The organism is Leptospira weilii (assembly GCF_006874765.1).
GTDB classification, from domain to species: Bacteria; Spirochaetota; Leptospiria; order Leptospirales; family Leptospiraceae; genus Leptospira; species Leptospira weilii.
The window spans coordinates 3,512,501-3,525,000 of sequence record NZ_CP040840.1; the positions used below are offsets into that span (position 1 = coordinate 3,512,501).

10 protein-coding genes and 1 tRNA gene (2 of these 11 running past the window's edge) are annotated in these 12,500 nt (G+C 39.0%); 5 read left to right on the forward strand and 6 right to left on the reverse strand.

Annotated elements, in window-relative coordinates; translation table 11 throughout:
• Window positions 1-1,375 carry the 5' portion of a hypothetical protein gene (locus FHG67_RS17150; protein ID WP_004497029.1) on the reverse strand. It extends 290 nt beyond the left edge of the window, so only the first 1,375 of its 1,665 coding nucleotides appear in the window; the start codon lies at window positions 1,373-1,375; its stop codon lies off the left edge, out of view.
• Window positions 1,376-1,776: 401 nt separating this feature from the next.
• Between FHG67_RS17150 and FHG67_RS17165 the strand changes: the two genes are divergently transcribed.
• Window positions 1,777-2,643, forward strand: coding sequence for an MBL fold metallo-hydrolase (locus FHG67_RS17165; protein WP_004500070.1), 867 nt, complete (start codon window positions 1,777-1,779; stop codon window positions 2,641-2,643).
• A 6-nt stretch (window positions 2,644-2,649) separates the two neighbouring features.
• On the opposite strand, the gene FHG67_RS17170 is transcribed toward FHG67_RS17165, so the two are convergent.
• Window positions 2,650-3,057, reverse strand: a complete 408-nt coding sequence (locus FHG67_RS17170) for a hemerythrin domain-containing protein (protein ID WP_004496830.1) — start codon at window positions 3,055-3,057, stop codon at window positions 2,650-2,652.
• A 522-nt stretch (window positions 3,058-3,579) separates the two neighbouring features.
• Here FHG67_RS17170 and FHG67_RS17180 point away from each other — a divergent pair.
• Window positions 3,580-5,247 (forward strand): GGDEF domain-containing phosphodiesterase, encoded by a 1,668-nt coding sequence (locus FHG67_RS17180; RefSeq protein WP_164481301.1) that lies wholly within the window; start codon window positions 3,580-3,582, stop codon window positions 5,245-5,247.
• Between the two features lie 766 nt (window positions 5,248-6,013).
• Here FHG67_RS17180 and FHG67_RS17190 read toward each other — a convergent pair.
• Window positions 6,014-6,880 carry a hypothetical protein gene (locus FHG67_RS17190; RefSeq protein ID WP_036058331.1) on the reverse strand — a complete coding sequence of 289 codons (867 nt, stop codon included), beginning with the start codon at window positions 6,878-6,880 and terminating at the stop codon, window positions 6,014-6,016.
• A 76-nt stretch (window positions 6,881-6,956) separates the two neighbouring features.
• Between FHG67_RS17190 and FHG67_RS17195 the strand changes: the two genes are divergently transcribed.
• Both FHG67_RS17195 and FHG67_RS17200 read left to right on the forward strand, forming a co-directional pair.
• Entirely contained in the window at window positions 6,957-7,517 is a 561-nt protein-coding gene (locus tag FHG67_RS17195; protein ID WP_002630969.1) for a polyhydroxyalkanoate synthesis regulator DNA-binding domain-containing protein, read from the forward strand.
• A 50-nt stretch (window positions 7,518-7,567) separates the two neighbouring features.
• Complete coding sequence (locus tag FHG67_RS17200) at window positions 7,568-8,443, forward strand: HEAT repeat domain-containing protein (RefSeq protein WP_002630972.1); 876 nt, start codon at window positions 7,568-7,570, stop codon at window positions 8,441-8,443.
• Between the two features lie 165 nt (window positions 8,444-8,608).
• Here the strand turns inward: FHG67_RS17200 and FHG67_RS17205 are convergent.
• A tRNA-Val gene (locus tag FHG67_RS17205) sits at window positions 8,609-8,685 on the reverse strand.
• 281 nt (window positions 8,686-8,966) lie between these two features.
• On the reverse strand, window positions 8,967-9,545 hold the full coding sequence (locus tag FHG67_RS17210) for a DUF1569 domain-containing protein (protein ID WP_002630966.1): 579 nt from the start codon (window positions 9,543-9,545) through the stop codon (window positions 8,967-8,969).
• Window positions 9,546-10,268: 723 nt separating this feature from the next.
• On the opposite strand from FHG67_RS17210, the gene FHG67_RS17220 reads away from it, so the two are divergent.
• Entirely contained in the window at window positions 10,269-11,441 is a 1,173-nt protein-coding gene (locus FHG67_RS17220) for a helix-turn-helix domain-containing protein (protein ID WP_004500125.1), read from the forward strand.
• 157 nt (window positions 11,442-11,598) lie between these two features.
• On the opposite strand, the gene FHG67_RS17225 is transcribed toward FHG67_RS17220, so the two are convergent.
• Window positions 11,599-12,500 carry the 3' portion of a hypothetical protein gene (locus tag FHG67_RS17225; RefSeq protein WP_004500041.1) on the reverse strand. Its footprint extends 73 nt past the window's final position, so only the last 902 of its 975 coding nucleotides appear in the window; its start codon lies beyond the right edge, outside the window; its stop codon occupies window positions 11,599-11,601.

The window sequence follows — 12,500 nt, forward strand, 5'->3', positions numbered from 1 at the left end:
AAACGGGCATAATATACTTCGAATCGTAGAGATGAAAATTATAACCGATCGTACCGTGATAACTCATCACTTGGTTGGCCGCAGAACCCGAAAATTTACTCCAAGCCCCATTCAAATAAAAACCCTTCCACGTAAAAGTCATATCGTATGTATGACCGACGATTCCGAAATTGGGACGCCCCGGAGTCGTGATCGTTCTGTCCGCAAGGTAATCGGATTTAAGTCCCGTGGGATCGATTCCACCGGTGGGAGTCGTTTGTTGAATTGCCAATCTCGTCGGGGTTTGATCCTTAAGAAGAAACTCAACGGGAACCGGTTGAGAAGTTTTGAGTTGAGTAGTCTGAGCCACCGCCGCCCCGAAAGATAATTTCGCATCGTCTTGAAAGATCTCGTCTCCTTCCACCCAGCCGATGTCATTTCCCCTTTTTATAAGACCTCCCAAGGCGTTGTATTGGACTCTTCCGTAATAAATCGGAGCGAGCAATTGAGGAAGGTTCTGACGTGCGGCGGTATTATCCTGTCTTCTACCGTAACCGTAATCTCCTCCGCCACCGTGGCCGTTCCCGACAAAACCGTGAAGAGACAAATATCGCGTATATTTTTTATCGATCGCTTCAAGAGGATGGATTGCAATCATCGCGCCCGTATCGAACTGAGGAAGCATGTTCGTTACAACCGATCTTTCCAAGGAAATGAAATTTGCAGAACTTTGAATATACTCTCTGTTAAACGGAACGTTGATCTGCCCTAAAGTAATGCGAGAACTGAGAATCGGAATGTTCACCCAAATTACAGCCTCATGGATCAAACCTCGGGCATCGTTTAATGTGACGTCCTGAACGTCTCCCGTAGTTTTATTCTTTGTGACTCTTAAAAACTGGCTATTGAGAGCGTTTTCCAAACGAAGCTGAGTCGCAAAGCCCCACCATTTCGCTCCTTGATAAAAGAAACCGAGACGGAGTCGTCTAAAGTTCGCGTCTACAGTATGAAAGTCTTCGTTCCCCGAAAAAGAAGATTGGCGATCCCCACTGACGCCGCGGAACTGAGTTCTTGCCGCAATCACAAGTTTCTCTTCATTGATATTTTCAGGTCTGTGTTTGAAATGATTCGGAAGCTGCATATCCTTACGTTCCGGATAATTCTCTTTCCCCAAAGAATCGATTTTAGTTCGGTTCGGACCCGGTTTTGTATAAATCAAACCGGTATCATTGTCTTCATAAAATTCCTTTTTCGATTTTTCAGTAGGTTTAGAATCTCCACCGGTAGGTTTTTCTTGGGCGAATAACCCGGTTTCAATGGATAAAATTAAACCAAAAATCTGAAAACCGATTTGTAACTTTCTACTTCTTTTATTACATTTTTTTTGCTTTTCCATTTCAAGATGTCGGTTAACAACCTTTTCCCCTTCTCTGCTTGAGCTTTTTGTAATTCCACCGAAATCTATATTTCATTTGCATTACAATCAGATGAGGGAATTGTTTCAATTCAATTACAATCTCACGACCTTCATAACGTAACCAAATGCAAATATCGGATATTTTTCGAACGCGCAAACGATCAAATGAATCAATGTCCTTAACAACTGGGTCGAACCGCGATAACGAAAGTATCAACTGAACAGACGCGAAAAGAAATCTTTTAAAATCCAAGGGAAAGGAAAATTCAAAAAATTATTTCCAAAATGAACCGATTCGGGCAAAAACAAGTTGTTTGGGAATTATTTTTTTTAGATCCCGTTCGAAACGAAACGGCCCTCGAAATCGGCGTCTAAAGAGCGTGGCAAATCAGTTGAAAAAACGCCAAGAAAACCAAGAAGGCAACTTCTACGTGGATTCCACCTGTATCGACTGCGAAACGTGTAGAATCATCGCACCATCCACGTTCTTCGAAAAAAACGGAGGTTCTTACGTTAGGAAACAACCGGAAACGGAATCTGAAAAAATCGAAGCGCTTCGAGCCTTGCTTTCCTGTCCGACTACTTCTATCGGAACCGAAGACAGAATGGATCTAAAAGAAGCGAAAAAAACGTTTCCTTCCAAAATTGAAGCAAACGTATACTATTGCGGTTATCATTCAAAAGATTCCTTCGGAGCATTTTCTTATCTCATCCTTAGAGAAGATGGAAATATTCTCGTAGATTCTCCCCGATTCGTACCTTCTCTCGCAAGTAAGATAGAATCTTTGGGAGGAATCCGTTATCATTTTTTAACCCATCAAGACGATGTCGCCGATCATCAAAAATTCAGGGAACGATTCGGGTGTGACCGAATCATCCACGAATACGATCTAAGGTCGATTCCTTCCGCGGAAATCGTCTTAAAGGGCGAAACAGTATTCAAACTCGGGAGGGATGTCAAAATCATTCCCACTCCGGGACATACAAAAGGACACTCGGTATTATCATTGGAAGATCGGTTTCTTTTTACGGGAGACCATCTCGCCTATGATCCTCAAAAGGACCGCCTAATTGCTTTCAAGGGAGTTTGTTGGTATTCTTGGCCGGAACAGATCAATTCCATGAAAAAATTGAAGGACTATTCTTTCGAATGGATTTTACCGGGACACGGATATCCGGTAAAAAAGGAATACAAAACGATGCAGAATCTTTTAAAGAAATGTATTTCCTGGATGGAAAAACGTTAAGCGACTTTAAAGAAGAACATAAATTTCATTTTCTTCTTTTCGAAACTTATCCCTCAAATTGAAAATCAACTCCTCCGTTTCTTCCCGAAACTGACTTTCGTTTTTTAAAATGGAGGAAGGGAGCAACCAGTTGGAGTAGTACTTTTTAAAAGAATTTTTCAGATCGATGGAGCGGCTTCTGAAGTTTTCGGCAAGAGAGGAAATATTTTCAATCTGTAAACTTTTGATTTTGGGATAGATCAAATTCTCTTCCAGATTAAGATGAAGCTTCAATCTCGCGGAAAAACTTGCAAGCTCGTGCAAAAGTTCGTCCATGCCTTCGGAAATTTCCCCTTCCCTAAGAAGTCTTTTTTCAATATCGTTCAGCAGTTTTTGAATTTCGGCGTACTGAACCTTATAGAACTCTATGTTCAAAACCTTTATCCTTGTATTTAAAGCCTGCCCAAAACCTTAAAAAAACCCGGCCGGAATCATCCAACAAATTTATAACAAAAACCTGGAAGTTCCCAGATCCTAAAGTCTTGGAACAGCTCTTAATGAATCTTTTTCTACAACTGTTCAAAATAAGCCGAAAAGATAAAAAACCTTAATTCCAAAAAGAAAAAAACTCTTCTGAGGCCAAGTGATTAATTTATTCCGCATTCGGAATTCGTGCGCAATTCTATGGAAAGCCGAAAACAAAACCTTCCCACAGCTCATTATCAAAAACAAATGTAAATTAGCGAACTTCCCCAAAGGAAAAATTTTCTCATTCAAGAGAAAATTCTCATTGTCCTACAAAATAATTTTATCAAGGGAAAAAGATAAAAACAATTTTCCATGGAACTAAACTGAAACAAAATTGCATTTTTATACATAAAATTATAATAAAAAACATTTTGAATTATAGTACGGATTTCATTATTGCTATCTGACGTTACAATTTCATACATGGGAATGCAAATACAGAACCTATCTCCGTCCTTACAAAAATCATTGTTGTATTTTTCGGATCAGTCGACGGAAGGAATTGTTGTTTTAGACCGTGACTGGAAAACTGTATATGCAAATCATAAATTTCAAAATTTTTGGTCCTTTCCAAACTTCCAAGTGCTTTACGAAAAGATAATACCTCTTCTTAAATCCAAGGAAAATCAACATTTGGAGAACGATACGAACATATCCCATCTTCTTCAAGAAATCGAAGACCCCGAAGATTCCTTTTTAGACGAAACAAATTTCCAACTACGACTCAGCGTTCACAATTTTGAAGACTCTTATATGATTCGGTTTAAACCTCAACCGAATACCCAAACCAAAAACGGATACGAAACGGGACACTGGGATCGAAACACGAATCTTCCCAATCAAAAATATTTTTTAAATCATTTTGGAAAACAAATCACCGAAGACGACTCCGCCATCAACGGACATTTTTCGTTTTTGATTTCCATATCCAATCCGGATTCGATCGTATCCAAAGAAAACAATTCTTATTTTGAATATATCTACACGAAAGTGGCCGATCGATTGAAAAAGTATCTGAATCCAAACGATCATTTATTTAGAATTGAAAGCGACAAATTTTTAATTTCATCCGCACATATAGATTCCGAAATCAAAGCGGAATGGTTCGCGGAATGCATCCAAATGCTTTTTGATTTTCCTTTCACTTATGAAGAAAGAGAATTCCATCTCAACGTGAACATCGGCTACACAAAATTCGATTCCAAATCCGGATCGGATATGAACGCTCTCGGAATTCTAAAAGAGGCTCTCCAGCGATCCTGTTTGCTCGGTCCAAACTCCTTGTTTTACTACGACCAAAACGCAATCGCCTCAACTTTCGAAAAATCGAAAATCGAAATCGACCTGAGAAAGGTACTAAACCGTAACGAATTGGAAATTCATTTTCAACCTATCATCGATCTCAAAGAGAACCGATTTTTTTCTATGGAAACTCTGGTACGTTGGAATCATCCGGAAAAAGGTAAACTTCTTCCCGGAAGTTTCATTTCGATCGCCGAGAGTTCCAGTTTTATCAAAACCATCGGAGAATGGATGATCTGGGAAACGTTCCGATATTACGAAAATTCAATATTAAAATCGGAGAATGTCTCCTTATCCTTAAACATATCTCCGAAACAACTCGGCGATAAAAATATCTTTCCGCTGCTTAAAGAGGCGAGCGACTATTATAAAATCCAACCGAGTCATATCATTTTGGAAATTGTGGAAGATTCTTTCGATTCGAGAGAGTCCCAAATCGGTAAGGTTATCGCCTCTCTCAAAGATTACGGATTTAAGTTTGCGATCGACGATTTCGGAAAAGGATATTCTTCTTTAGGAAGGCTCATTCACCTTCCGATCGATTATATCAAGCTAGACAAAATGTTTCTTTTCAATTACTTTCAAACTTCCACTCGCGCGGTGATTACTTCCATGGTAAATTTGGTGCAAGCAATGGGCAAGGCGATCATTGTGGAAGGCGTGGAGAACGAAATACAACACAAACTTCTTCGAGAGCTCAATTGTGATTTCGGTCAGGGATACTATTATTCTCACCCGATGGAAATCGATCTCGCGGAAAAATTAGTTCGAAACAAGGAAATTCCTTTCTCTTAAAGGTCGATAAGTCCTACGACAACAATTGTGACGGGAATTAAAGTATTATGTTCTTTTAAACCTTAGTGAGGTATTAGCTCGTCTTTAAATAACGTGAGTTCGATATACTTCAATCACCCAAAATCAGGAAAATTCAGACACAACGCTTCCTAAGGGGCGCGTTGAAAGAACTTAGGTGCAGAGCTTTCCTAAACTCAAATCTCGCTCCCGAAGGGTCGCGAGATAGGTCGCTCTGCGGGGCGTAAGTTTCTTTCACAGAGGATTTGTCGGAATTCCGACAGATTTATCTTCGGATTCAAGTACTTGTGGTGCCCTTAGGAAGGGTGACACTTTAGTTTCTTATTCGCCCAAACTTTCTTACGACCCTAATCACGTTAAATGCGATCGTAAGCAAATCACCGTCGTTTGTCCACTTACTACTCGAACGCACGAATAGAATACTATGACAAACTTATTTCGAAAATTAGAATATTGGAATCTTGGAATCTTCCTTTAAAAGGCCGGGATTTCCCGATTTGACTTAATTTTTGAGAACCGCTGTACTTTTGCAAAACCGACCGCTTATTTTCGAGTATCATTTTCACGCGTCCGAGTAGTAAGAACCCGTACTAAAACATCAAAATGTAGAACTACTACAATTTTAAACGATAGGAAAGCAACCAATACGACGTCATCTGTGAGAACTCTCACGTTTTTTTAGAAACTTACCGGATCGTTTAGAGATGTCTTTTTAAGGTTTTGAGACGGGGCCTCTAAGCGCAAACTCTCAAAGAAACTCATTCATCCAATCGAGTATCTTTCTCTGTTTGATTTTTTCCAAATGAGAACCGAAAAACTGAGTCGGTGCGGTTTTTTCGACTCGAATTTCGGCAGGTTGAATTCCGGTTCTAAACTTAAAAACTAATCTTTTGAAATTTTCGGAACTATAACTTTCGCTCTCCAAATTCGGAATGGAATGATTCAAAATTTCGAATATTTCTTTTTCTGAATATAATTCCCGACAAAAGTCCCCGATTCCGGCGGAAAGATCCCGAAAAAGATTCTCCCGTCTTACGTCCCTGATTCCAATCACGGACGGAAAAATCCCTCTTTGAGGTAGATTCTTCAACCGATCCACCGTATCCCTAACGTTCAATCTTTCCCAATCCACGAAAAATAGGCCGGGTTCGTATTCTTTAAATATTTCCTTGAGCGCGGATAACTCTCTGCAAGGAATCGTTTCCCATCCCAGAACTTTGAGATGAGCTCGAATTCTTTGAAACAAAAGCGAATCGGGCCCGACTACGATCGAATTCAATCCTTTTCTTTGCGAAACATTTTCCAACGGAATATCAATGATCTGAGAGGTTTGAAGATCTAAAAAGTAGTTGAGACCTTGCTGAAATAATTTCTTTAACGGAAAAGATTCGATTCTTCCGATCAATAAAGGTTGTTTCGACCAATCGATTGCGGTTTGTAAAGAATCGATCTCGATCGTTTTTCGAACGACGATTTGCCCGGAATTTGATTCCGGAAATCTTCCGGTCCACTCTTGAACTGAAATTTCTTTCCAATCCAAAAGTGAGAACAGTAACCTTTCTTCCTTTTTTGTAAGCCCGTTTAGAAAGAGACAATCGAACAATAGGCTTGCCATGGGTATTTTGCTTGACCGAAGACTTTTTCGGCAAATCCTAGAATTGTGCAATGCGCAAAAGACGCAACCAATTAAGATGAAACTTCTAAAACGATACGCGAATCGAAGACTCTACGATCCCGAGACGAGTAAAACAATCACTCTTGAGGACGTAGCGGACATGATTATCAACGGCGAAGAAATTCGTGTGATCGATAACATGTCCGGTTCCGATATCACTCCGAAAATTCTCGGACAAACTTTTCTCAAAGTTTCTCTGGGACAAAGGAACGAAGAATTTTCAAACTTCATGCTTTCGGCTCTGATTCGAGAAACCGGGAAAGACATAAGTTCCTTGTTCGGCAGATTGGTCTTAGGCGGAATCGGCGCGAGTTATCTCACTAGAGATCGGTTGGAAAAAATTCTCCAATCCATGATTTCGTTAGGCGAACTTAAACTTGAAATGGCCACGGAATACAGAGACGATCTCCTTACGCACATGGCAAGCAGGGCTTCCGAAAACAAATTGAGAATTCAAGAAGATCTCAAAAAAATCGGAAAAGAGCTGGAAGAATCCACGGAAACCGATCTGCCACTAGAGGACCTATCCGAAAAAATCCGTAAAATTGCCGAAAGTGTAAAAGAAAAGGAAGCCTGAAACTTTAAGCCGACGATTTCAAAAACCGATATTAACAGAGAGGAAATGCCATGTTTAAAAATATTTCGATCTCTATCATTTCGTTTTCTATCAGTGTTTTGCCTTTATTCTCCTCAGATAAGGCAGTAGAATACGCCGATAGAGTATATTTCGAACAGGTTAGAAAACTCGAGTCCGGTTCTTATGAGGAAAAGTTAGACGCCGCAGATTATCTTAAGTTTGTAAGCAACAAACTTGCCGTTCGCCCCCTTCTAAATGCGCTTCGTGGAAATCCTAAAACTCCTAAGTCTCTTGAAAATCATCCTTATCTCAAATTTACGATCGCTCAAGCCCTTTCCGTAATAGATCTGGAAGTTGCGATCAAACCGACAATAGAAGAATATAAAAAATTAGAACCCACCATCCAAGAGAAGGACGAACCTTATTTCACTTCGAAAGAAGACTATACGATGGTGATGGCAGCCGGTGAAATTTTAAGAACGATAGGAAGTTATCCCTATGCGAAAGAATCCGAAGACGTTCTTGTAAACGCCCTCGGCCATTCGAACTACTATATCCGCGCTTCGGCCGCAGACGGTTTGAAATATATGAACCGCAAGGAAACCGTAAACTTTCTCGTTTCCGCTTTGGAAAAAGAAAAGAACGATTTTACCAAAGCGGCGATTTTAAACTCCATCGTTCATATCATGAGAGTTGCCGATAAAAATTTTTACGCCCTCTGCGATATGCTGAAAAGCGAAAGCCCTTCGGTTCGTTATAGAGTTTCCATAGCTTTGGGGGAAGTGGATTTAAAGGCCGCCGAATTTTACCTTCGTCAGGCTCTTTTAGTGGAAGACAAACAAAACGTTCGCGATCAGATTCGTAAAGATTTAGCGACCGTTCTCGGTTTTAAACTGCCCACAATTTCCGTAATCTTTGCGGAATAAGAATCGAATTTTTAAATTCTCCTAAATCAAAAAAGAAAAACCAAACCGATACCTGAAAGCTCCCGAACTCGGAGCTTTTTTATTTTGTTCGGATCTTCTTTTAAAACTAAGGAGTTTCCGGATTTTTAAAAAACCGAGAAATAACCAAAAACGGCGTCAAAAAGGTGGTGGGAGATACTGGGATCGAACCAGTGACCTCTACCATGTCAAGGTAGCGCTCTAACCAGCTGAGCTAATCCCCCAAATCGATCGCTTTCCAGAATTTGTTTCCCGCATAATTCGTAAAGAAGATTCCTGTCTTTTGAAGTTCGTTTTCAAACTCCAATTTCTAAGATTCCCCATTCAAATCTAAGAATCTGGATTTTCATCGGAAGAATTCCAGAACAACTCATCTCAAGAAACTCTCTCATTTACTTTGAAACGCTGTTATACGATACCGTAATTTTTAATATAGAGTAAGCCGATTTTAAAATCCGAAAGGAAAAAGACATTTTGCGAAATACAAAACCGAAATTTATCCTTTTCAAGAGTGAAACGTTAAAAAACTGAAATGATTGGCGATATGCATCGCGTGTGCCAAATCGTATTCTTCCTTAGATAAACTTCCGTAAGCGAAATGAGGTTTCAACTCTCCGTCATAAGTTTGAAATTTAAGAATGGTTTCCCGTAAAATAGAAAGGCTTTTCTTCCAATCCGTACCGATTCGTATTTCCGTAGCGCCGGGTATCGGAGCTTCTAGGTCGTGGGACATTTTTTTGGAAGATGCGAAGTTTAAAAAGACGAGTTTTCCAATCGTATTCTGAAAAAGTGCGCTTTTATTTTCAGGATAACCTTGGATCGAATATTCGATCGATTGAGCGCAGTGAAGAAACACTTTGCCCGCATCCCAAGCTCCATACCCTCGAATTGAATTCAATTTTTTGAATATTTCTAATTCATTTAACACTTGGGAGAGAGAAACAAAAGACAAATTTCCATTCACGACTCCCTTCGGCTCGGAACTACATCCGGTCAAACTCGGCACAATCGCCCCGCCAGCGCCGATAAAAACGAAAAATTTTACGGAAGAATTCAAGAATTCCCTTCTATTGAGTTTCTGCATATAGATTTCTCTTTTTATGGTTTCCGATTAAAACGTTCTTATTGGGAACTATTAACAAGACGTCTAAACGGGGATTAGTCTCAAATTCATGGTAACTATTATATAGAAATCAGTAAAGTCGAATCTCAGAAGAATTTTTGAATTCGATCATCCGTTTTGATTCTGATAAAAGAATAAAATCTCCGTTCTGCAAAATACAACGTGAAAATTTTATCATTCAACTATTGAATCCGTTAAATCACCGTTGTCTCGCCATTTCAGATCTCATAGATTTTCGAGAAAGTCCCATTTTGTTTGATTTCTTCCACAATTCTTTTGCAGTTTGTTGATCCCACAATCGAATTTTTCAACAGCTCTAATTATGCTGCCATCGCAGGAAAATTTAAGAAACATGTGCATGATTCAATTTATTATGAAAAGTCGAAGTTGCGGTCCTTCAACTTCCCGGTAGTTAAACAAAAAATCGTTTTAGTAAAAAACAAAATTACAATCTTCCCCAATTATAGATTCTTTTAGGTAGTTCAAATTATAACTCTCAAAAAACATGCAAAAGCCCGGAAACATTTTGTTATAGCCGATATGGGGAAAATTATTTGCTTATAAGAATAACAAAGTACATTTTGAAAGAATTGTTTGCATAATCAAACGGAGAAAATATTTCTTCCCTATAGAAAAAAGTGTTTCTGGGAGCAATAGGAACAAAAACAACAAAAGGATTCGAATGTGGAAGAGATTGAATATTATTCTTTAGCGGCAACGTTATACTCTATCATTGCCCTATTCGGAGTTCTCAAAAGTAACAGACAAAAGAATATCGCTACCCCGGTGCTGTTTTTTTTAATGGCCTGTACTTTTTGGTCTTTTACGGCCACAATTTTTATCTCGGAAAATACTTTTGCAAAGAAACTAGCTCAGTATTTTTACACTTACTTTTCGATTGCTGTTGCTTTTTTGTTTATAGGTTTCGCCACAAGCGTGAAGAACGATAACTTCCGGTATGTTTACGCTAATTTTACGGTTCTTCGAAAATTGTTTCTGCGCAGTTTTGCTTCCACTGCGGCCATCGTTGTTCTTTGGGATTTGCTTGGCGAATTCAAAATTCCTAATCTTTCCGAGGTAGTATCTTTAGGAATCTTTTTATTTTTTATTTGCCTTCTGTTTCATGTCTTAATTCTTTTACGTTCCGCCAAAAACAAAGAAACCCTAATAAAAATTCTTCCTTCCATTGGTTTATTGCTCATCATAAAACTCACGGAAATGTTCCGTCATTTTGAAGGCGCAAAAATCATCGAACCGATCAATAAAATTAATTATTATTTTCTAATTCTTTCCCCAATTATCTTGAGCGAATGTATCTCGATGCTCTCCAACATTCAAAGAACCCAAAACGAACTTTTACTAACCGGCGATTTGTCTGGAAAAAAAATCTCGGATCAAAATTTTTCTCAACGAGATTCCGTTCAGGACAAAAAATCTCTTTTGGAAGACCTTAACATCGAAAAAGTCGAAAGTAAACTCACGGAATTGATGCAGAGTGAAAGAATCCATCTGAATGAAGAACTTCGGCTTCCTTCTTTAGCGTCGGAGATGGGTCTTTCCGTACATCATCTCTCCGCTTTTTTAAACGAACACATGGGAATGAATTTCAATTCTTTTATCAATCGCCACAGGGTAAAAGAGGCGAAAGCCATGCTACTCGACGAGTCCGACCGTTCCATTCTTTCGATCGGAATGGCCGTCGGTTTTAGTTCTTCTTCCGCATTTCACAGGGCATTTCTGAAAGAAGTTAAAAAATCTCCAAAGGCTTTCCGAGAAGAAAATATTCCCAATTACAAAAGTAAGGAAAACCAAATAGGTAGCTTGAGTTCCTCTACTAGATATTCCCATTCGACCTAAAACACTGTAAAGCCCTGACGGCCAATTATGAAAAAGTCATCATTGGAAAAACTTTCGCGCAAAAGATCGAAACAAAACGCAACCGAGAAAGAACTCGGGCCTTTCGATCGCAGACCGAAAAAAAAATTATATTATAAGTTTATTATGTATTTAGAATTCAAAGCGAATCGCTTTTGTAAGAACGATTTCTTCCTATAAGCGTATATAACCCTTTTGCTACGGTTTGAAGCATCCTCGTCATTACTCCTTTCAATTTGATTTTGAGGAACAATTCCAATACTAACTCTCTAAGCGCGAGATCGAAAGGTAAGTTATAATTCTGCCATACAATCGTAAAATGAAACGGATAACTCTGTTCTGGTTTATCTTGAGAATGTGGGGCAAAGTGTATCAGAGTTCCTTCCAAAGTAGTTTCGTCCGAATTGATATGTTTGAATTCCACATAAATTCGAACCCTATTTTTGAGAAAAGGAAGCGGAATCACTTGTAACCCCGCAAGTTCCGACCAAGTGATGTCGCTTAACGACAAAAATCCTCTCGTTTCTCCGTCTAATACTCCGATTTTTAGGAAACCTCTTTTACCGAGCCTACAAGTTCCGCTTTTGGTTCTAAACAGAACTTCAAGGGGAGATCCGGAATCCATGTATCCGCCTTCGATCGCAATATCGTGCAATTGAATCGTATAAGTAGGAGTTAAAGTTTTATCCACAATCGAAATCGATCCGTTTTCCATTCTCATATTCTGAAATACGATCTTTCCACGTTTAGGCATCAGCCCTATTTTTTTATAAGAACTGATGATATTCGTATAATCCATATGAAAATTTTTGAATAGAGAAGAGGAGATTCTCAACTTTCCTTTGAAGAGGGGAAAAAACTCGATTTTCAGATTTAAAGAGGAAACTCTCGCGTAAACCTGATCCGTTTTCAATATCCCGGGGAACTCGATCGTACAGTTTCTGGAAACTACATAAAAGATGGGAAGTATCACTCCGGAAGAAAACCATCGAAATTTGAAATGACGAAACGAAAAAAAATTAATGAGAAGTTGTAAGACCG

Excerpts from the sequence above, each read along its gene's own strand:
- FHG67_RS17180 (WP_164481301.1), top strand. The coding sequence starts at position 3,580 with ATGCAAATACAGAACCTATCTCCGTCCTTACAAAAATCATTGTTGTAT.
- FHG67_RS17190 (WP_036058331.1), bottom strand. The coding sequence starts at position 6,880 with ATGGCAAGCCTATTGTTCGATTGTCTCTTTCTAAACGGGCTTACAAAA.
- FHG67_RS17195 (WP_002630969.1), top strand. The coding sequence starts at position 6,957 with ATGAAACTTCTAAAACGATACGCGAATCGAAGACTCTACGATCCCGAG.
- FHG67_RS17200 (WP_002630972.1), top strand. The coding sequence starts at position 7,568 with ATGTTTAAAAATATTTCGATCTCTATCATTTCGTTTTCTATCAGTGTT.
- FHG67_RS17210 (WP_002630966.1), bottom strand. The coding sequence starts at position 9,545 with ATGCAGAAACTCAATAGAAGGGAATTCTTGAATTCTTCCGTAAAATTT.